Raw genomic sequence first — 19,940 nt, forward strand, 5'->3', positions numbered from 1 at the left:
CTTGGCACCCGAAGTACTGGTCGGACAGGAGGCGGTCGACGACCTCCTGGAAGTGCTCGACCTCGAACAGATCGACTCGGACCTCTTCCGCGGCCGCGAGGCGGCGAAGGCGGGAACTCAGCGCGCCTTCGGCGGGCAGGTCGCCGGGCAGGCCCTCATCGCCGCCGGCCGCACCGTCGCCCCCGGGCGCAACGTGCACTCCCTGCACGGTTATTTCGTGCGCCCCGGAGACTCCGAGCGCCCGATCGTCTACGAGGTGGAGAACATCCGCGACGGACGTTCGTTCTCCGTGCGCCGCACGGTCGCCAAGCAGCGCGGCAAGACGATCTTCTTCATGTCCGCCTCCTTCCACGTGGGGGAGAAGGGCATGGAGCACTCGGACCCGGGACCGCTCGACGAGGTTCCCGCGCCCGAGGACGTCCCGACGCTGCCCGAGCGGCTCAAGACGCACCCCGAGCGCCTGGGCATCTGGTCGCGCGTGCCGCGCCCGATCGACGTCCGCTACGTGGGAACGTCCGGGTTCGCCCCTCGCGGCGACCGCCCGGCGGAGAACCGCCAGCGCGTGTGGATGAAGGCCGACGGGAAGCTGCCCGACGACCCGCTCATCCACGCCTGCGTCCTCACCTACGCCAGCGACCTGACCTTGCTGGACACCGTGCTCAACCGGCACGGCGAGGTGTGGGGCCGCGGCGGTTACCTCGGCACGAGCCTGGACCACGCCATGTGGTTCCACAAGCCCGTCCGCGCCGACGAGTGGATCCTCTACGACTCCGACAGCCCCGTCGCCTCGCACGGGCGCGGGCTGGCGCAGGGCAGCTTCTACGACGCCGACGGCGGTCATCTCGCCACGGCGATGCAGGAGGGACTGCTGCGCCGGGCGCCCGACGAGGTGCCGCCCGGGGTGCCGTAGAGAGCGCCTTCGGAAAAGCACGCGAGCGGGCGGCCCCGAGGGCCGTCCGCTCTTCTCATCTCCCGCACTCGCCGCTCATGGTGTCGAGGTAGGGGGCGATCCTCCCCATGGCGTCGTTGACGCCGTTCATGATGCCCACCAGGGCGCCGAAGGCCCGTGCCATGTTCAGGCCTATCCGGGTGAGCTCCAGGACGATCTTCGAGACCATCAGGATCAGGTCGGCGACGGCGTTGGCGACCTTGCCCGTCAGGAAGTCCGCGATGATGGGCCCGATCCCGTAGGCGAGGTCGGTGAGTCGCGCGATGAGGTAGGACTCGACCAGGTCGAAGGTCGCGGCGCAGAATTCCAGCGCCCCCGAGAGGCCTTTTGCGACGGACGCCGCGTAGGTGACGATGTCGGCGCCCTCCAGGAGGCGGAGCCGGGCGGACGTGGATCCGTCGTCCTCCCACGCAGTCCCGAGGTCGGCGGCTCCGGACTTGAGCGACTCCGCGACGGGAACCAGGCCCTCGACCAGGTAGGCCCACATGTCCTTGGAGACCCGGATCCGGTCGGCGTTTCCGGTGACCAGGCCGACGACGTCCTCCAACGGTTGAAAGGCCTCGATGGCGAAGGTCAGTCCCGCGGTCGTCATCGTCGACAGTATGAATCCGAGAAAGTCCACGGGATCGGTGCCGGTGGCTCCCATCTTGATCATCTCTATCGCCTCGATGGCGTTGACCGCCAGGTTCAAGGCCTGGTCGAAGATGGTGAACAGCTCGTCGAACGTGTTCTCGCCGTCGAAGAGGCTCAATGCGGCGGGGCCCGCTTGGGTTACGAAGTCCATGGCCGCGAACTGTTGTTTGAGCCCGGGCATCCCTTTCAACGCGCTCCAGGCCGCCTCCACGGGATCGTTGAACACCGAGCCGTCCGAGTTCTGGCCGAACCCGGAATGCCGCGGACCCTTGTCGTAGTAGGAAGTGTCGGTCATCCGGCCTCCAAGAGGTCGTTCAAGATGCCGTCGAGGTCCCTGGCCGCTTTGCCGTCGCAGTCCTCGGTCTTGTCGACGGCGGCATTGATCCGGTCCGCGACTCCGTTCAGCGCGTCGGGAAGCCGGGACAGCATGTCCTGCACCGTGGTGGCGGCCTCTTCGTAGACGATGCCGAGCGGCGCTCCCACCGCTCCCCACATGTAAGGGTCCGGATCGGCCTCTTTCGCGTACTCGGCCGCGGCGCTCAGGCCCGACCCGGTGGACTTGACGGCCTTGGCGACGGTGCGGACGTCGTCGCACTGCATGTGAACGTGATCTGCCATGCCGACACAGTGATCGACGGCGGCATAAATCCGGCATGAACGCGGCATACCGAAGCATCCGCTCGCGTTCTCGGATCGCGGTCGTCTCGACGTCACGGACGTTGACCGCTGAGTTGAACGCATCTCCGCCCGAGGCGGTCAGGGCAACACCGTGCGATCGAGATCGGGGACGCGGTGCAGCAGGTGGTCGAACTCGGGGTTCTCTGCGAACTTATTGCCACCCTTACTGATAAGGACACCTTGCTCCCTGAGGCGGCGTCGGCATTCTGTCGGGATTCCGACTATTGCACACCTTCGGTGGAACTCGATCGTTTCTCTAAACAGGAATGAAATCGATGGAGGTGAGATGCCGGGAGAGTTTCATGAGGCCCTCGTCAAGGTCGTCCAGGACCGGCCGGAGTTCGGAGGAGAACTTCTGCGAAAGGCCGAACCCGGACGGTTCGGGGAGTTGAAGGTCGTCGGTGCGGTGGGAGGATGCACCTCAGTGGGTTCTGTGGGAATCACGGAACGCCGTGCCGACAACCTCATCGTCCTTGAACTCGACGACGGGTCCGAGATCGCCGTCATAGTAGAGATCCAGAACGCCTGGAGCGAGGACAAATATTATCGTCTACCCGGGTATATCGGGCGGGCGTTCGAAGACCATCGCTGTTCGGTCGAGGCCTTGGTGGTCTGTCCCAGCGACGACTTGGCGGCCAGGTTCCGCAAGGGAATCCATGTCGGCGACATGCATTGGGTGCCGGTGCAGGCTGTGGGACCGACCGACATGCCTCTGATCGAAGACGCCGATCAGGACGGAGCCAGCGCCGAAAGCGCGGTGATGGCGGCCCTGCTACACCGCCGAAAGGACCTTACCGAGCGGCAGTTGTCGACAATCGATGAGTTGCTCCGTAAAATCGAACCAGGTCGCGCCTCGGATTACGCGCTTCACCTGTGTTCCCAGCTGAATAAGCCATCCAGCGAGCTTTTGGAGGCCATTATGAAGACCATGACAGCTACCTATCACAGCGCTTGGAGCGATCAACTCCGCAGCGAAGGCCGGGAAGAAGCCCGCAGGGATGGCATCGCATCCCTGCGCACCGTGCTGTTCGGCGTGGCCCAACGCCGACGGATCGAACTCTCCGCACCTCACGTGGAGACGATCTCCGAGAGCGAGGACGTGGACCAGCTCCAGCGCTGGATCGCCAATGCTGCCGTGGCAGCGGAGGCGGAAGAGATCTTCAGAGAAGAGCAGACCTGACTTTCCCCGACGCACCGAAGTCGGCTCTGCGCTGTCGCAGAGCCGACCTTATCGTGCTTCCGTCCTGTGTATACGGACATCGACTGTCCGGAATCGACGTCCAGACCGGCAAGGTCAGGACGAGTGGCCGCTGCGTTGACACGGAGTATTCTGCCGTGCAGGGTGACTGACTGTCCATCGACGGGAATCCCCTGGGGAGATGACTGTCAATCCCTCTCTGGCATCCGCGTAGCTTGGAACAATGCACGTCCGGATGATCGATTCCTTCTCCGCGACCGTCAACGGCCGACCGGTGAAGCTGTCCGGGACGCAGGCGCCCCGGATCCTCGCGCTTCTGGCTCTGGAGTGGGGCCGACCCGTTCCCCACGAGAGGATCCAGGCCCTATTGTGGCCGGAAGGCGCGCCCGCCACCGCCCACCGTCAAGTCTCCTCCGAACTCCCAGTCCAGCCTGACGGGAAGCCGAGGCGAAGGATCGTCGAGGACCGCCAGGAGGTCGAATTCTCCCATGAACCCCGACCGGTCTCAGCCCCTGGAAAGGCGCGGCTGGCACCGTCATACAGGTCAACTCGAACTCTGGCGAGTTCCTTCGCGTGCTGGTCGGTCAGGATGCCGTCTCTGACGCGTTCGGGTGTCTTCGACACCCTCGGTGACAGCGCCGGTTCGCCGGGCACAGTAGGGCACTTCGGCGCCCTCGGAGACAGCGCTGGCGCGCCGGGCGCGGCAGGTTACTTCGGGTCACTCGCTGAACGTGATGGCGCCCCCGGTCGGGCCGGATAACAGCTCCCATATTATGTCCTGCCCTTCTCTGCTTCGGCGGAGGAGGGCTTTTTCCTTGTCTCCAGCGCGGCACTCTCGCGCCTTCGGTCATGGCTCTGCTGGCTAGTCGACACCGTAGATGCTCAACCACATCAACCTAGACTGCGACAGTGCGGTTGATCCCGACGCTGTCGCCATCTGGTAGCCACTCTTTTGCGAGTGAATCGGCGGCCCGGCCACGATCCAAGGCGCTGACGACCGTGGTCGGGCCGGTCTGAGGTTCCTGTGACCCTCATTAAGTTGTGCACAACTAAATTGTGTGCAATCATTAAGACCATGGACGACAGCCTTCTCCTCCGCGACCAGGTCTGCTTCGCGCTCTATTCGGCGTCGCGGGCCGTGACCTCCGTGTACCGGCCCCTGCTCGACGAGCACGGCCTCACTTATCCGCAGTACCTCGTCCTGCTCGCACTCTGGGAGTCCGACGGGAGGACCGTCTCCGAACTCGGCTCGGCCCTGCGGCTCGACTCGGGCACCCTCTCGCCTCTGCTCAAGCGGTTGGAAGCCGCCGGACAGGTGGAGAAGAGGCGTGGCGGGGCCGACGAGCGCCGCGTCACCGTGCACCTCACCGATCGGTCCCGGGACCTGCGCGACGAGATGCGCTGCGTACCCGGCCAGATCGCCGAGGCCGCCGGACTCGCGCCGGACGACCTGCGCGAGTTGAAGAGAACACTGGACGCCCTGACCGAATCCATCACCGCGCACACCGAAGGGGAACACTCATGAACGTTCTGTACAACACCACCTCTACCGCCACCGGCGCCGGCCGCGACGGCAAGGTCGCGACCCAGGATGGGCTCGAACTCGACCTCGCCATCCCCAAGGAGCTGGGTGGACCCGGCGGGGCGACCAACCCCGAGCAGCTCTTCGCCTCCGGTTACGCCGCCTGTTTCCACAGTGCCCTGCAGACAGTGGCCCGTGCGGCCAAGGTCAAGCTCGGCGAGTCGACCGTTCGCGCCACTGTCGGCATCGGAAAGGACGGCGAGGGTTTCGGCCTGACCGTCGCTCTCGGCGTCTCGGCGCCCGAGGTAGAGCGTGAGGCTCTGGAAGGACTCGTTGCCAAGGCTCACCAGGTCTGCCCGTACAGCAATGCCACGAGGGGAAACATCGACGTGGAGATCTCCGTGGCCTGACGCTCCGGGGAGGACCTGTGCGAACGGCCTGATCGCCGAACGCTCGGGTGAACGGGGGCAGGGCTTAGGCCTTGCCCCCGTTCTCATGCGTACAAGTCGACCTGACGGGGCGGGGGAGAATCTGGGGCCGATTCGAGTCTGGGCCGCCTCTAACCTGTCCAAGTCCAGGTTCTCCTGTGCGGCGATGTCGCGCCAGCTGCGGTTCTTGGTGCGTGGTTTGGTTTGTTCGGCGGTGCAGACGTCGCAGTAGCGGGTGTCGTTGTCGGTGGGGGTGTTGCAGGTCCAGCAGCGGTGGCGGCGTTGGGGCAGTCGGCCGTCCTTGAAGGGTGGTTCGAGGTTTCGGAGGCGGTCGAGGCGGTGTTTGATGACGCCGAAGGGATTGCGGACGTCTTCGGTGCGTGGGCCGAGCCACCGGCAGATGGAGGCGCTGTCCCACCCGGCCGACACAAGTCGGGCGACGTGGTCGCGGATGAATCTCCGGCCGCGCCCATGGATCTCCCAGAACTCCCCGACCGTCTGGAGCGCTTCCGCGAGAGCACCCTCATCGACCTCGATCTCGGGATCTGCCTCGGATCTGACCTCGACCTTAGCCTCTACCTGGGGATCGGCCTCGCCCTTGGTCGCTGCCGCTGGCATTGCCTCGCTGGCAGGCTCTGATGCAGGCGTTTCCTCCGAACCGGGTTTCGGCTCGTGGGTTGCCGCTGGGGAAGCGTTCCGGGCTGGTTCCCGAGTCGGACCATCAGCAGATTGCGGCGTTGTCGGTTCCCACTCTGAAGCGGACGTCGGCAGTGTGCGGTCCATTTCGGCGGAACCCATGATCGGAATGAGCTTGGACGGCAGATCGATCGAAATGGTGAAGCTGTTGGGGCGCCGGTAGGCGCTGTGTCGCTGGACGAGGCCTTCGTCGGCGAGTCCGTTGAGCGCTCGCTGGACCGTGCGCTTGGAGAATCCAGAGAGCTCGGCGAGGGTCGTGACCAGCAGTCGGGGCGTAGTCGAGTCGCCGTCGGCGAAGGTGGCGAGGATGAGGAGGACGACCTTTTCGCGGCTTTTGAGGACACGATCACGGCATGCGGAAATCAGGTCTGGACGCATGATAGATTTGAACTCCTTTCTGGCCGCGCATCGCGCGACCAGTTTGATTTGGTGGAGGCGTCCAGGACCTAGTTTGGCGACAAGACCTGGGCGCCTTTTTCATTGCTTAGAGGTTCAACGAGCGGGATGCGGTCTGGTTACGGCCGTCCCTGTTTTTCTTTGCCGATTTTTCGCGAAGTGTTTGTACCGGTCACCGGTATTAACCCGTAAACCAGTACTGGATACCGGTAGGTGGGCCGACCTTGTCACCCTACGGCTCCGTGACGACGGCATTCCCGAGTGAATGCGGGATGGCCAGGGTGACAGCGGAGCGGACGAGAGGTGGTTCGATGGGAACCTGTCACCGTCCCTATTTCACCGATCCCCAGGGCCGCTCTATTTGCGGAGAGCCGATATCCTGGCGGCGATCGCAAGTTTCGTGCCAGCGTTAGCGATTGGTTACCCGATATCACTGCTTTTCTGATGTCCTCTGGGGCGCAGCGGATTGAGCCACATGGGAGGAGGCACGTCCCGAGGATGACAGCTAGCCGACCTATTCTTCATGGCCGAGGTTGTCCTTCAGAAGCCCAAAAAGCAAGGGAGCCAGGCAGACCTCAGGAGCATTGAGCCTGTCTTCATATGGATTCGGCCAGCACCGCAAGAGCCGCGGCGGAGACCGCGCTTCTACATGTTCTGGACGTCGTCGAGCATGAGGTGCAGGGTCCGTGCCCCTGTGGCACGGACACGACTGCTTTAATCGTTTGCGCGAGTGTGTTGCCAAGCGAGCGGGTCACCGTCGACGACGGCCTCCGCGATCCGCTTCGCCGATTCGGTCTTGAGAGCTTTAAGCGAGTTCTGCACCCACGGCTCCGTGGTCTGGAGGCCGGTGTGCTTGTACTCGATGGCCTGCACCAGGCACTCCAGTTTGTCGGCGTCCTTCGCGCATCGGGCTTCGAGCGTCTCGTTCGCCTCGAACTCCTCGACCGCTCCCTTAATTGCGAGCGCGGGCTCATCCGGGCACCCGGAGACCTGGTCGGCAGTAATGTCCTCGGCAGGCTTCGCGGAGAGGTACGCGCGGCCGACGTGGGGGATGTCGCCGATCCTGGTCTCGGGGATGTCGTGGACCGTGCCGAGGTAGCAGGTGCGGGCCGGGTCCGCGCCTTCCATGCTGGCGATGATGGAGCCGAGGAGTGCCACGCGGTGAGAGTGCTCGGCGATCGTCTCGGGATCCTTCACTCCGGCTATCCACCAGCCAGTGCGCTTGATGCGTTTCAGGTTCCCCATCTCGAACAGGAAATTGGCGATACCTGTGTAATCATGCATAGTTTTGCCTCTCTGGGCAGCCTCGATATCCATAATAAATAGTCGGTTTAAGGGCCGACCTACTAGCGGAGTGCTGAAATCCTGGCGGTGAAGTCAGCGGCAAGCGTCGGCGCTCGTTCCTCCAGCACCGATTCGAGCTCTGCAGCCACCATGACTAGTGACGGTAGGCTTTTTCGAGCTCCGTCGAGCGCCTGCATGCCAAGAGAATGAGCCTCATCAGTCTCGCCTCCGTGCGCAGCGACCACGCCCAGGGTTAGTCGAGCCTCCGCCATGCGCATCGGGCTGAGGTCTTCGCCGTTCGGTCCAGTGCCTTGCCGAAGAACCTCGCGAGCGTGATCAGAGGCAAGGTCATGGGCGCCTGCGAGGCGGTAAGTGTCCATCGCGTAGAAGTCATGTTTGGCGGGATCCACTACGAAGTGGTTCTCTGGACGCTCGGGCAACGGCATTGACTCCAACACCCGGCGCGAAGCCTCCAGCGCTTGCCTAACCTGCCGAGCGTCGCCTAGACGAGCAAGAGCCTTAGCCTCCTGCGATAGCAATTGAGCGGAGACGTAGTAGCCCTGCCCGGCATGAAGTCCGCCCTTCGTCTCCTTTAGAACTTCGTGGTATCGGCCCTGGGTGAGCTTGAACCATGCGGACATCTCATACGACCATGCTTCGATTTCTCGGTGGCCGGATTCCCGCGCTAGATCGTGTGCTGCGCGGCGAGTTGCTTCAGCTCCTCGGCGAAGGCCCATGTCGTATTCGAGACACCCGACCAGGAGTGCGAGCCACCCGGTAGAGGCGAGTAGCTCTCGATGCTCCTTCAAGCCGACTGGCCGACGGAGGAGGCCCGCGGCCTCAGCTATGACCCTCTGAGTTTCTGCTCGGAGAACAGGCGCCGGCGTGTCCTTGTAGCGGCAGCACAGTTCGAAGGCGGTCGCTTCGAGTTGCTCCAGAGTCTGGGTCGATGTGTCGCTCGCTTTCAGCCGCTCGAGAAGCTCCACTGTTTCCAAAGGGCTCATGTCTCGGGCGTCGATGTTGTCGAGGTGCGCCACGCCGACGAGTTCGCCCTTTGCCTGGAGCGCTTTGTCGAGGTCTTGGACTTGTTGCGGGTTCGGGGTGTACTTGCCCGTCTCCCAGAATCCGATGTACTGTCGCGACCATCCCGACCGCTGGGCAAGTCCCATTTGGGACAGCCCTCGGCCGTTTCGCAGCCGCCGCAAGGTCTCTGGGAAGCTCGCCATTAGCATTCCTTAGCAGTCGTTCCGTTGACCGGCATCACACCTTTACCCAATCATAGACCCATGGGACAGGTACAGATTACTCGTGGTGAGCTCTCGCACGATGGCACGTGGTTCGAATGGAACGCGATTCCCGACCGGCTGACAGTCTGGACTGCGGGCAGTAGCCGCTTGGTGATGAGTGCTGTCCTGGATGAGCCCCGACCCCCGCATTGGTACGGCGAGTGGGGCCAGCCGAGCTACGACGCGTGGCGGAGGGAGTTTTCCCGGGCGCTGGGCCTGGCCCTGTCCGATCACCCTCAGTTGAGAGGGCTCGTCGATGGATAAACGAGGTGACCGCAAATTTGGGGGCGAAGGCGCGAACAACCGCGACCCTCGCTCGGGCGGTTCGAAACGCGAGCACGGGCGGATCGTGAACCCCCGCCGCGACGAGGGCGGCAACCAAGGACGACACAGGAAGAAGTGAACCCCTTATGAATAAGCACTGGGCCGCGATGGTGGACGGACTCCGAGACGAAGGCGTCCTCTCTCCCGAATGGGAGGAACCGTTTTCGAAGGTCGATCGAGTCTACTTCGTGCCGAACGTGGACAAGCACCGCGCCTACGAGCTGGCGCCCATCGTGACCCAGCGCTCGGACGATCGGCGCTCGCTCAGCTCGTCGTCCGACCCCATCGTCATGGCCGAAATGCTCCAGGCACTCGACCTCGAACGCGGGCAGGACGTCCTCGAAATCGGTACCGGAACGGGCTATAACGCGGCGCTGCTGGCGCACCGGGCCGGCGGCGCGCACGTCCTGTCAATCGAGATCGACCCGAGCGTCGCCCGCATGGCCGTCGCCAACCTGACCGCCGCCGGATTCCCCGAAGTCGCCGTGCTCACCGGCGACGGCACCAAGGGCTACGCCGGGGCCGGACCCTACCAGCGCGGGATCGTCACACACGCGGTATCCGCGATCGCGCCGGCATGGCTGGAACAACTCGCGCCGGGTGGTGTCCTGGTCGTGCCGTGGGAGAACACGCTCATGTCGCAGACGATCCTCCGCCTGGTGAAACTCGACGACGGGACAGCGAAGGGCTGGATGGTGGGGGAATGCGCGTTCATGTGGGACCGCGCGCAAGACGAACCGATCCCACACGTCAGCATCGAGGACGGCCGAGCGATGACCACCCGCATCCCTCCGCATTATTTTGGAGAGGTCGCCTCGATAGACCTGTGGATCGCCGACCGCGTCCCGGGACTGCACATGTGGCCGCTCAATGGGCCCGGCTCGGATCTGCTGTTTACCCGCGGCGAGAAGTGGGCGGTGCTGGAGCGGGAACCGCTCCGCGAAAGCTGGTGGAACGTCTGCACCGCCAACGAGCCGCTCTGGCAGGACATCGAGGACGCCCTACAGGCATGGCTCGATGCCGACCAGCCCAGCTACAAGGACTGGCCGGTGACGGTGGCTGTAGACGGCACTGTGTCCGTCCAGACCGGCGTTCAGGTCGACGGAGGCTCGCGTGTCTGACTCGACGATAATCACCTACGAGGGCCAGAAGTTCGAGGTGAGCGTGCTCCGCCCCGAGGAGAATCTCACCATGGTCTCCGTCCTCACCACTGATTGCCGTTTCGCTCTGTCGGTGAATTTCGAGGGCCGGGAGTTGCCGACCACCACCTACGGCCTGGCAATCAAAAACCGGAGCCGGGCATGGCGGGACGGCCTCCGCCGCGAGGCGCTCGCCGCCGCACAGCTCGATTCGCACCCGTGAGTTGGGGATGGAAATAGGGAACGTGAGTCTCGTGTCGACACCAAGGCCTACAGTAGACGAGAACGTCGGCGACCTCTTGAAGCCGCACGAAGCCCGGGTGCTGCACTTCATGGCATAATATATTAAATCGTGACAATATGTAAGCAACGCTTGCGCGGTCAATATATCTTCCGGCTGGTACTCTCGATATATGCCCCACTCTGAGGAAATTTCCAGCTTTGAGAAGGCAATAGCCAGACGCAGATTCCCCACTGCTGTGTCAAAGATCAGCCAATTGACGGTTCTATGGATTCTCACTCCGATTATCGGTTTCCTTGCTTTCGCAATAATGTTCTCGATGGCCGGTATCGTCCAAGAGTCCCGTCATTATCAGTGGCTAATGATTCTCGTTTTCGCCGCAGGGACCGGAATAGTGTTTATCGCCATGCCCAGCCTCGTCACTCGCATCGCCCACAAGGCCGGATATGCGAAGACTGCCGGCTTGTACGGGATGGGCGCTCTCGTATCAGCTACTGCTGCCATCTGGATGTTTATTCGACTTTTCGAGCTGGGGCAGGCATAATTCAGTTCGGTTCCGCGTTGCCGGGGATCAGAGTTTCATGAACGCCCTGTGGACATCTCTGTTCTCCATCGCGGGATTCCGTGACTGCCGGGAATACGAACGCGACGATAGAAAGAGGTGATCAGCCATCAAGAACGGAAGGATTTGGGCCGGGTTCGCCTCGCACAGTTCGAGTTCATTGAAGCCGATCGCAACCGCCACTGGATGCAGAAAGTACAGGGGTGACTCACGCCCGACGAGTTTGAGGCGCAAGACCGGGTAGAGTTCACCCGCGCTACATAATTATAACGCGAGAGTATATACTGTACCGCTCGCCCTTCATTTTGAGCGAAGGCTGAAGTGATGGACTCGGGTGACAAGGTGAGATGGTGAACCATGGGTTACTTGTTCGAGCACGGAGACGAGACTATATGGGCTCCAAGTATGCGCGTCGGAAGGTGGTACGTGCACGCGGTCGAGGGTCTGGAACGGGAAATCGGGCAGCCTGCGGGCGTCCGGGACAACCATGATGATTTCATCTACATTGACAGGGACGTTCTGGACGCGTTCATTCGAGCCGTAGTGTCGTCGGGGCTCTATCGCCATCCCGTCGGTAACTCCCTTCTGTCGGGTGTAGTGGTAGTGAGCTTGGAACTGCTACGGCGAAGCGGTGGCGATATCGAACTGATCTGTGCGGAAGTCGGGGTACCGATCGACGAAATTGATGCGGTATTCCGAGGGATGCCTCAGTGACATCAGCCGCCACGCGGGAACCATTGTGAAGTCGAAGATTAATCATTGAGATAGCGACTATGGGGTCCTGGTCGATGACTACAAGTTTCGCAGAATAAGGAGAGGGATTCCGCGACCTTTGCTATGCCGAGGCCCTGAGCAGGTACAGGTTCTGCGGGCCTTTCTTTGCCGGCAAGACCTGCAGTGCAGATAACGAGGATCGGCGAGAGGGCGCGGAGAAGCCCGGCATGCCTAACCTCGGCTCCGCCTCCGGCGTCTCCTCGCCCTCCCCGAAGAGCACCGAAAGCGCTGAGACATCGTCCGAGATGGTGAAGCCCCTCTGCGTGAAGTCCGCGCTGAGGTAGGAGACCAGTGCCTCCGGATCACGCGTCCTGCCCTCGGCCAGGTAGGCGGCTATCGCCTCACTCAGCGGGTACGTCTCCCCTCGACTGTTCCTTGCCTCGACCAGTCCGTCCGAAAAGAAGTGCAGCATGTCGCCCTTCTCAAACGCCGTCTCCACGGTGTGGTGCGAGAAGTCCAGGGTGTGCGAGACGCCCAGCGGCGGCAACGGCCTCAACTCCACGGGCCAGCTCGCCTCGCCCAGATGCAGGGGCGCGGGGTGCCCGCAGGCGAGAATGCGAGCAGTCCCCTCATCGGGACGCAACTCGGCGAAAACGGCCGTGGCGAATCTGCCGTCCCAATCGTCGAGGCCTCGGTTGACCGCCATGACGCGCTCGTGCATGCGCACCGCGACGGCCTCCAGCCTTTCGGCGTCGGAAACCCGCTCGCTGAAAGCTCCCATGAGGACGTTGGTGAGCATGATGGTGTCCATATTGTGCCCCTGGACGTCGCCGAGCACCAGGCGGACCGCACCTCGCGACCGGCCCACGGAGAAGAAGTCCCCGCCGACGAGGTTGTACCCCCGTTCGGGCGTGGTCATGAAGGTGGCGATGCGGTACGGACCGACCTTGCGGGGCACGTCGGGGACGATGGCCTGCTGGGTCACCTCGGCGACCTCGGTGATGCCTGTCAATCGCCGGAGGGACCTGCCGCGAGCCCAGGAGAAGAACACGGCCAGGACGTAGAGCAGCACGATGGTGGACAGCCTCAGCAGAGTCACCCCCGTCTGCTCGACATGCGTGGGGTTCGTGGCGGCCGGTCCCAGCAGGGAGAACGCGACGACTGAGGCGACGGCGGTGACCACCGGCCCATTGATCAGCGCTACGAGCAGCGGCGCCGAGGCGAGGACGAAGGTCAGCCACACGAAGTCGTCATTGATGGTATTGAGGACGGCGAACACGGCGACGAGGATCAGCGGCAGAATTCGCAGGCAGAGCGCCACGCGGTCGCCGTGGAAGGTCCAGCCGCCGGCCTCGGGGTAGCGGCGCTCGGAACCGCCGCGCCCCTGCTCGCGAGGGGCGCTCCTTGCCTGGCGTCGCCTCTGAAGCACAGTCAGTATTCTAGAGGCGCCCCGGACCCGCCCCGGCCGAATCCGCATATCGGCGGGCACCGCGACGCGTCGGCACGAGCTCCTGTTCCCGCAGGAAGCCGCCTATGGGTGGCGACGCGAAGGAGGGGCGCGGAGCCGACCTCCGCACCCCTCGCTGTGAGTGACGCCGTTCCCCGGAGAAGGGGAGTTCTCAGGCCGTCGGCTCCCCGTGACCGGAGCCGACGGAGCTCATCGGTAGTAGTAGAGGGCGTAGCGGCCGTTCTCGATCTCGCAGCGCACCCAGACGTCGAACCGGCCCTCGGCCTCGATCTCGGCGGCGCGCGCGTCGCACTCCGCATAGGTGTCGAAGTACTCGCGGAACGGGACGGACTGGACGCCGGGGTCGGCGCTCGCCGCGGTCCCCGACAAGGTGAGGGCCGCCGCGGCGGCGAGGGAGAGGACGCCTCCACTCAATAGTCGTTTCACCATGTATTGATAATTGCATGATGCCGGCGCCGGGATCAATACCGATAGGAAGATTTCTTTAATTGACTGGGGACGGGGGTCGGCTGCTAGTCTCCTACCAATCGGTAATTCCCAGTCCCGGCAGCGCGGCCGGCGCCGCGGCGGCCGAAAGGAGAGCCCATGGCCCCGTTCGAGACCCACGAAGTGCTCAACCAGTCCCGCCCGTTGCAGGGCCACAACCCGTTCCTGGACGACCCGGCACTGCGCGAGTCGCTGGAATGGACCGGCGCGGGTTGGATCGCCGCCGAGGCAGAGAAGCTGGGAGCGACCCTGGGAACCGCGGAGATCCGGCGGGCCGCCGAAGATGCCGAACGCCACGGACCCGTCCTGAGAACCCACGACCGCTACGGAAACCGGGTCGACGAGGTCGACTTCCACCCCGACTACCACCGCTTCATGGCACTGTCGACCGAGTACGGAGCGCACAGCCTCTCCTGGGAGGAGGAGAGGAAAGGCGCCCACGCGGCGAGGACGGTCCTCTTCTCCCTTCTGGGCCAGGTCGAACCGGGCCACGGCTGTCCCATATCCATGACGCACGCGGCCGTCCCGGCCCTGCGCGCCACCCCGGAACTGGCCGCCTCCTGGGAGCCGACCGTCACCTCGCGCCACTACGATCCCGAACTGAAACCCCTGGGGGAGAAGCGGGGCGCGACCATCGGCATGGCCATGACCGAGAAGCAGGGCGGCTCCGACGTCCGCGCCAACACGACGAGGGCCACTCCGGTAGGAGACCACTACGTTCTGCGCGGCCACAAGTGGTTCTGCTCGGCGCCCATGAGCGACGCCTTCCTCGTCCTTGCCCAGGCACCCGGCGGCCTCTCCTGCTTCCTCATGCCGCGCGTCCTTCCCGACGGCACCCGCAACCCGATCAGGATCCAGCGACTCAAGGACAAGCTCGGCAACAGGTCCAACGCCTCCAGCGAGATCGAACTCCACGACGCCGAGGCCTGGCTCGTCGGAGAGGAGGGGCGGGGCGTGCCAACCATCATCGAAATGGTCAACCACACCCGCGTCGACTGCGTCATCGCCACCGCGGCCGGCATGCGCCAGAGCGTCGCCGAGGCCGTCTGGCACACCTCCCACCGCTCTGCCTTCGGGAAGCCGCTGCGCGAACAGCCCGCCATGCGCGCCGTTCTGGCCGACCTCGCCCTGGAGAGCGAAGCGGCCACCGTGACCATGATGCGCCTGGCCGCCGCCTACGACGACCCCGGCCAGGCGGGCTTCCGCCGCCTGGCAACGGCGGTGGCCAAGCACTGGATCTGCAAACGAGGACCGGGACACGCGGCCGAAGCGCTCGAGTGCCTCGGCGGCAACGGGTACACCGAGGACTTCCCGCTGGCGCGCCGCTACCGCGAGCAGCCGCTCATGTCCATCTGGGAGGGTTCGGGGAACGTCATAGCCCTCGACATCCTGCGGGCGCTGGCCAAGGACCCGCGGTGCGGATCCGACTTCATGGCCGAGGTCGGCCGGGCGGCCGGGCTCCACCCGCTCTTCGACGCCCATCTGACAAAGCTCGCGGACGCCCTCCCCTCGGCCGACCAGGCCGGCGCGCGCCGCCTCGCCGAGGCGATGGGCCTCGCGCTCCAGTCCTCGCTCCTGCTCCTGCACGCGCCGAAACCCGTGGCAGACGCCTTCTGCGAGGGCCGTCTCGGCGAGGACCGGAGCCTCAACTACGGAGGACTCGGCGACGGCCTCGACCTCGACGCGATCATCGACCGGGCTACGCCCCGCCCCGTCGATTGAGGAGGGCGACAACAAGCCGACAGCGGAATCCGGCGGAACCCTGAACAATGAGGACGAACCGCGCCGGCGCCGCGAACGGCGGCCGGCCCGCCCGAGGCGTCCGCAGAAGGGGAGTTGCCATGGCCGCCGCACCGCCCGAAGAGCCCGAGTCCGTGATCGAGCGCGAAGGATGGACCTTCCAGGTGTACTCCGACCGCATAGAGGTCTTCGAGGCCGAGGACCTCCAGATGACGATCCACCGCTCGGGCGACCGGAAGGTCTCCTACCACGGCCGCATGGCCTCCTACCCGGCGGGAATGCAGGTCTCCTTCTACGCGCGGGCCTTGACGGCGCTCCCGGTGGGCCTCCTGGCCCGCCGGGACTCCGGGTGAGCGGGCGTCCCGTGCGCAGCCACCGGGAGGGTCAACCCTTGGGATCGCCGGCCGTCACGAGCCCCGACTCGTAGGCCACGATGACCGCCTGGGCCCGGTCGCGCAGACTGAGCTTGGAGAAGATGCTCGACACGTGCGACTTCACCGTCTGCTCCGAGACGTACAGCGTCGCGGCGATCTCGCCGTTGGCCTGGCCGCGCGCCACGAGCCGGAGCACGTCGATCTCCCTGGGAGTCAAGCGGTCCAGGCGCGAGGAGGCGGAGAGGACCGGCCGGTCGCGGAAGAACTCCTCGATGAGCCGCTTGGTGATCGCGGGAGCCAGCAGCGCCTCTCCGGAGGCGACGACGCGAACCGCCGAGATGAGGTCCTCGGGCGGGGCGTCCTTGAGCAGGAAACCGCTGGCGCCGATACGGAGGGCCTCGTAGACGTAGTCGTCGATGTCGAAGGTCGTCAGCATGAGCACGTGGGGAGAGGAGCCCTCCTCCAGGACCGCGCGGGCCGCCTGCAGACCGTCCATCCCGGGCATGCGCACGTCCATGAGGATCACGTCGGGCTTGAACTCGCGCGCCTGGGAGACGGCCTCCCTGCCGTCGGACGCGCCGCCGACCACCGTGAGGTCCTCCTGGGCGTCGAGCAGCGCCGAAAAGCCGGCGCGCACCATGACCTGGTCGTCGGCGATGAGGATGCGAGTCGCCACCGGGAGCCTCTCTAGTCGTCGTCCACGGGAAGCTCCGCCGCGACAGTGAAACCGCCGAGACCGCGGGAGCCGGTTTCCAGCGTACCGCCATGGAGCGCAACGCGCTCGCGCATGCCCACCAGTCCGAGTCCGGAGCCCGCCTGCGGATCGGCCGACGGGGGAAGGCCTGGCGGATCACCGTTCTCGACCCTGACGTGCAGCGTCCGCCCCACCTGCCCGACGGCGACCGTCGTGTCCGCTCCGGGCGCGTGCCGCACGACATTGGACAGCGCCTCCTGGACGATCCGGTAGACCAAGAGCGACAGCGACTCGGGCAGTACTGCCAGGTCGACCGACACCAGCGTCTCCACCGGAGTGCCCGACCGGCGCACCGACTCGGCCAGCTCCTCGATCCCCTCGGCACTGGGCTGCGGCTCGCGCAGCACGCCCTCGTCGTCGTTGCGCAGCACCGACAACAGGCGGCGCATCTCGGACAGGGAATGGCGCGCCTGGCCGGCGATCGACCGGAACTCCTCCCGGACCGCCTCCTCCAGACCGGGGATCCGGTACTCGGCCGTGGAGGCCTGCACCGAGATCACCGACATGTGGTGGGCCACGATGTCGTGCAGTTCGCGCGCGATCCGCGCCCGCTCCTCGAGGACCTGGCGCTGCCACCGCTCGGCCTGGGAGACCTTCTCCTCCTCGGCCACCCGCGCCCGCGAGCGCCCGATGAGGCGGACGGTGATGCCGATGACCGTGGCCAGCGCGGTCAGCTGGAGGACGGTGGCCAGATGCTGCAACCCGAGGTCGCGATAGTCTGCGAAGTACCACAGCACCGTCATGAGCCCGACGAACGTGACCCAGGACCCGACGGCCGTCGCGACCCGCAGGCGGCGCGCGAGGGCGAACTGGACGATCATCAGGGAGATCAGCGCGTTGGGCGAAACCGGCCAGAGTTCGCCGCCGTAGGGATGGATGACTATCTCGGAGGCGGGGTGGGGGGAATAGGGGTCCTCGCGCACCATGAAGGGCGGACTGCCCAGGTCTTCCATTTGGTCCGGGTTGCGCAGCAGGGCGTCCGCGGGGTCGAAGGGGTGGGAGGCCAGCGCGACCCAGACTATGCCGACGAGGCTGAGGAACCAGGCCGAGATCGGGCGCCACCGCGCGAGGACGAGCGCGGCGCCGGGGATCAGGGGGAGCAGGAACGGGAAGGCCACGTGGTAGGACCCGAGGACCATGTCGAACTGGCCGACGGTCAGGATGTAGGCCAGCGGGACCGACCCCGGCCCGACGATCGCCAGGAACCGCCGCCACGTCCACTTCCACGTCCCGTCCCACACCGGGCCGGTGTCGATCAGCACGGACACGACCCGGCGGAACGCCTGCCGCCGGGGCTTGGCCGGCGGTTCGGGAGACGCCTTCTTCTTGCTCACCACTCCAGGCTAGGCGCTCCGAGCCCCTTCCGCCTCGATCCGGGGTAGGGGGTCGGCGGAGGGAACTCACCCCGGCGTAGGGGAGGGAAATTCGGCTCCGCCGCCCGAGGTCGACTATGCCCCGCGCGCAGAAGCCTTGAGGCATGGTCAAGAAAGCATGCGCCGCTCCGGGAGCCGCCCTCCTCGCCCTGGTCTCGATCGTCGCGGGGGCCCTGGGCTTCACCTACGTCCACTTCGCCCTCGGCGCGGAGGTCGACCCCGTCTTCGACACGGTCTCCAACTACGCCCTCTACCGGCCGGGCAACGTGCTGTTCCCCGCCGGTGTTCTGGGGCTCGCCCTGGCATGCGCCATCCTCGCGGTACGCGGCGTGGGGCTGGCCCGGGACCGCTTCATGCGGTTCCTGCTCGCCTCCACCGCCGGCATGCTCGTGCTGACGGCGGCCTTCCGCACCAACGCCCCCGACGCGCCGGTGACGATGGAGGCCCAGGTGCACCGCTACGCGGCCGGGGCGGCCTTCGTCCTGCTCATCGTCGTCGGGGTCCTGGCCCACCGCGCCATGAAGGGCGGTGACGGCCCCCGATGGCGGCGCCGGGCCATGGCCGTGACGACCTATGCGGCACTCCTGGGCTTCGTGGTCACGGTGGTCAACACGTTCCTGCCGTGGATCGCCGACGGCGGCGAGTGGCGCGGGGTTCCGCAGCGCGCCATGCTCGTGGTGCTCATGTCCATCGCCTTCCTGCTGACCCTCAACTCCCAGGACGAGGCCGTACGCGGCGAAGCGGCTCAGGACGAGCCGGCCGTCTGGACCGGAACCTCGGACTCGCGCTCGTCGACCTTGGCGGCCAGCCGGTCGACGGTCGACTGGAGCTCGGAGATCCGCGCCAGCAGGAGCCGGGTGTCGGCCGAGACGGCCGCCTCCGAGCCCTCGGGCGAACGCTCCGAGGAGCTCTCCGCCTCCTCGCGGGCCGCCTTAGCGTCGGCCTCGTCCTCCGCGGCGGTCTGGGCCTGGGCCTCCTCCATGGAGGCCAGGACCACGCCGATGAGAATGTTCAGCAGCAGGAACGACCCCAGGACGACGAAGACGAGCGTATAGGGCAGGGCCCAGAGGCTGTGGGACATGGCCTCGCGGATGACCGCGCCGATGCTGTCCAGGGCGACCAGCTGGAGGAGCGTCAGGAGGGACTGTCCGACCGAGCCGAACTGGCCGGGGTTCTCCCCGCCGAACGCCATCCAGCCGACCATCGCCCACAGGTACATGATGACGCCCATGAGCGCGAAGAGCCCGGCCGACTGGGGAATGGCCTTCTTGGCGGCCAGGAGGATGATCCGCAGAGAGGGGATGTTCCGCAGCAGCCGGGCGATGCGGGCCAGCCGCAGCAGGCGCAGGACGGTGACGTTCTCGCGGATGCCGGGGACGAACGCGGCGACGACGATGACGAAGTCGAAGACGTTCCAGGCGTTGGTGAAGAACCTCCAGGACCGGGGCGCGTACGACACGATCCCCACGACCAGCTCGAAGACGAAGAACGCCAGGAAGGCGTGGTCGAGGCTCTCCAGGGCGGGTCGGTACTCCGAGGCCACCGGCCGGAACGTGAGCGCGCCGAGCGCCGCCCCGTTGAGGATGATGATGCTGATGGAAAGGTATTGGAACTGCTTGGAGTCCCGTATACGGCGGCAAAGGTCGACCAACGCCGCCGGCTTCCGTCCCGCGTCGACTGCCATGTGTAGAAGGT

At 65.4% G+C, this 19,940-nt stretch carries 20 protein-coding genes and 2 pseudogenes; 12 read left to right on the plus strand and 10 right to left on the minus strand.

Annotation, left to right across the window (positions count from 1 at the left end; all coding sequences use genetic code 11):
• Window position 1 precedes the first annotated feature (1 nt).
• Complete coding sequence (locus ACFTE1_RS06190) at window positions 2-910, plus strand: acyl-CoA thioesterase (RefSeq protein WP_380625357.1); 909 nt, start codon at window positions 2-4, stop codon at window positions 908-910.
• Window positions 911-965: 55 nt separating this feature from the next.
• Here ACFTE1_RS06190 and ACFTE1_RS06195 read toward each other — a convergent pair whose 3' ends face one another.
• On the minus strand, window positions 966-1,877 hold the full coding sequence (locus ACFTE1_RS06195) for a hypothetical protein (RefSeq protein WP_380625359.1): 912 nt from the start codon (window positions 1,875-1,877) through the stop codon (window positions 966-968).
• Entirely contained in the window at window positions 1,874-2,200 is a 327-nt protein-coding gene (locus tag ACFTE1_RS06200) for a type VII secretion target (RefSeq protein WP_380625361.1), read from the minus strand. The genes ACFTE1_RS06195 and ACFTE1_RS06200 overlap by 4 nt, the downstream gene beginning before the upstream one ends.
• Before the next feature lie 346 nt (window positions 2,201-2,546).
• Here ACFTE1_RS06200 and ACFTE1_RS06205 point away from each other — a divergent pair, with 346 nt between their 5' ends.
• From ACFTE1_RS06205 to ACFTE1_RS06220, 4 genes are all read left to right on the plus strand, one after another.
• The gene (locus tag ACFTE1_RS06205; RefSeq protein WP_380625364.1) at window positions 2,547-3,440 is read left to right on the plus strand and encodes a hypothetical protein; all 894 of its coding nucleotides are present in this window, start codon (window positions 2,547-2,549) and stop codon (window positions 3,438-3,440) included.
• 1,093 nt (window positions 3,441-4,533) lie between these two features.
• Window positions 4,534-4,983 (plus strand): MarR family winged helix-turn-helix transcriptional regulator, encoded by a 450-nt coding sequence (locus ACFTE1_RS06210; protein ID WP_380625366.1) that lies wholly within the window; start codon window positions 4,534-4,536, stop codon window positions 4,981-4,983.
• The gene (locus tag ACFTE1_RS06215) at window positions 4,980-5,390 is read left to right on the plus strand and encodes an organic hydroperoxide resistance protein (RefSeq protein ID WP_380625369.1); all 411 of its coding nucleotides are present in this window, start codon (window positions 4,980-4,982) and stop codon (window positions 5,388-5,390) included. The genes ACFTE1_RS06210 and ACFTE1_RS06215 overlap by 4 nt, the downstream gene beginning before the upstream one ends.
• 222 nt (window positions 5,391-5,612) lie before the next feature.
• Window positions 5,613-6,047 (plus strand): hypothetical protein, encoded by a 435-nt coding sequence (locus ACFTE1_RS06220; protein ID WP_380625371.1) that lies wholly within the window; start codon window positions 5,613-5,615, stop codon window positions 6,045-6,047.
• Window positions 6,048-6,341: 294 nt separating this feature from the next.
• Here ACFTE1_RS06220 and ACFTE1_RS06225 read toward each other — a convergent pair.
• The 3 genes and pseudogenes from ACFTE1_RS06225 to ACFTE1_RS06235 all read right to left on the minus strand — a co-directional run.
• Window positions 6,342-6,482: pseudogene (locus tag ACFTE1_RS06225) on the minus strand (hypothetical protein); the annotation flags it as partial.
• A gap of 732 nt (window positions 6,483-7,214) precedes the next feature.
• The gene (locus ACFTE1_RS06230) at window positions 7,215-7,817 is read right to left on the minus strand and encodes an HD domain-containing protein (RefSeq protein ID WP_380625373.1); all 603 of its coding nucleotides are present in this window, start codon (window positions 7,815-7,817) and stop codon (window positions 7,215-7,217) included.
• A 29-nt stretch (window positions 7,818-7,846) separates the two neighbouring features.
• The gene (locus ACFTE1_RS06235) at window positions 7,847-9,016 is read right to left on the minus strand and encodes a helix-turn-helix transcriptional regulator (RefSeq protein ID WP_380625375.1); all 1,170 of its coding nucleotides are present in this window, start codon (window positions 9,014-9,016) and stop codon (window positions 7,847-7,849) included.
• A 464-nt stretch (window positions 9,017-9,480) separates the two neighbouring features.
• Here ACFTE1_RS06235 and ACFTE1_RS06240 point away from each other — a divergent pair, with 464 nt between their 5' ends.
• From ACFTE1_RS06240 to ACFTE1_RS06255, 4 genes are all read left to right on the plus strand, one after another.
• Window positions 9,481-10,515, plus strand: a complete 1,035-nt coding sequence (locus tag ACFTE1_RS06240; protein WP_380625377.1) for a protein-L-isoaspartate O-methyltransferase family protein — start codon at window positions 9,481-9,483, stop codon at window positions 10,513-10,515.
• Complete coding sequence (locus ACFTE1_RS06245) at window positions 10,508-10,756, plus strand: hypothetical protein (RefSeq protein WP_380625379.1); 249 nt, start codon at window positions 10,508-10,510, stop codon at window positions 10,754-10,756. The genes ACFTE1_RS06240 and ACFTE1_RS06245 overlap by 8 nt, the downstream gene beginning before the upstream one ends.
• A 190-nt stretch (window positions 10,757-10,946) precedes the next feature.
• On the plus strand, window positions 10,947-11,318 hold the full coding sequence (locus ACFTE1_RS06250) for a hypothetical protein (protein ID WP_380625381.1): 372 nt from the start codon (window positions 10,947-10,949) through the stop codon (window positions 11,316-11,318).
• A 375-nt stretch (window positions 11,319-11,693) separates the two neighbouring features.
• Window positions 11,694-12,050: a DUF6086 family protein gene (locus ACFTE1_RS06255; RefSeq protein WP_380625383.1), complete on the plus strand. Its 357-nt coding sequence runs from the start codon at window positions 11,694-11,696 to the stop codon at window positions 12,048-12,050.
• 121 nt (window positions 12,051-12,171) lie between these two features.
• Here the strand turns inward: ACFTE1_RS06255 and ACFTE1_RS06260 are convergent, their stop codons facing one another.
• Window positions 12,172-13,479 (minus strand): PP2C family protein-serine/threonine phosphatase, encoded by a 1,308-nt coding sequence (locus tag ACFTE1_RS06260; RefSeq protein ID WP_380625385.1) that lies wholly within the window; start codon window positions 13,477-13,479, stop codon window positions 12,172-12,174.
• Between the two features lie 228 nt (window positions 13,480-13,707).
• A complete protein-coding gene (locus ACFTE1_RS06265; protein ID WP_380625387.1) occupies window positions 13,708-13,947 on the minus strand; it encodes a hypothetical protein in 240 nt (79 codons plus the stop codon).
• A 156-nt stretch (window positions 13,948-14,103) separates the two neighbouring features.
• Between ACFTE1_RS06265 and ACFTE1_RS06270 the strand changes: the two genes are divergently transcribed.
• Together ACFTE1_RS06270 and ACFTE1_RS06275 are read left to right on the plus strand one after the other, a co-directional pair.
• Window positions 14,104-15,726 (plus strand): acyl-CoA dehydrogenase family protein, encoded by a 1,623-nt coding sequence (locus ACFTE1_RS06270; RefSeq protein ID WP_380625389.1) that lies wholly within the window; start codon window positions 14,104-14,106, stop codon window positions 15,724-15,726.
• A 119-nt stretch (window positions 15,727-15,845) separates the two neighbouring features.
• The gene (locus ACFTE1_RS06275) at window positions 15,846-16,097 is read left to right on the plus strand and encodes a hypothetical protein (protein WP_380625391.1); all 252 of its coding nucleotides are present in this window, start codon (window positions 15,846-15,848) and stop codon (window positions 16,095-16,097) included.
• A gap of 31 nt (window positions 16,098-16,128) precedes the next feature.
• Here ACFTE1_RS06275 and ACFTE1_RS06280 read toward each other — a convergent pair whose 3' ends face one another.
• Both ACFTE1_RS06280 and ACFTE1_RS06285 read right to left on the minus strand, forming a co-directional pair.
• Window positions 16,129-16,794, minus strand: coding sequence for a response regulator (locus ACFTE1_RS06280; RefSeq protein WP_380625393.1), 666 nt, complete (start codon window positions 16,792-16,794; stop codon window positions 16,129-16,131).
• Between the two features lie 11 nt (window positions 16,795-16,805).
• Window positions 16,806-18,206 (minus strand): sensor histidine kinase, encoded by a 1,401-nt coding sequence (locus tag ACFTE1_RS06285; protein WP_380625395.1) that lies wholly within the window; start codon window positions 18,204-18,206, stop codon window positions 16,806-16,808.
• Window positions 18,207-18,349: 143 nt separating this feature from the next.
• On the opposite strand from ACFTE1_RS06285, the pseudogene ACFTE1_RS06290 reads away from it, so the two are divergent.
• Window positions 18,350-18,943 (plus strand): annotated as a pseudogene (locus tag ACFTE1_RS06290) (DUF998 domain-containing protein); the annotation flags it as partial.
• A 47-nt stretch (window positions 18,944-18,990) separates the two neighbouring features.
• Here the strand turns inward: ACFTE1_RS06290 and ACFTE1_RS06295 are convergent.
• Window positions 18,991-19,929 carry an ion transporter gene (locus ACFTE1_RS06295; protein WP_380625397.1) on the minus strand — a complete coding sequence of 313 codons (939 nt, stop codon included), beginning with the start codon at window positions 19,927-19,929 and terminating at the stop codon, window positions 18,991-18,993.
• Window positions 19,930-19,940 lie beyond the last annotated feature (11 nt).

This window comes from Salininema proteolyticum (genome assembly GCF_042685645.1).
GTDB lineage: Bacteria > Actinomycetota > Actinomycetes > Mycobacteriales > Micromonosporaceae > Salininema > Salininema proteolyticum.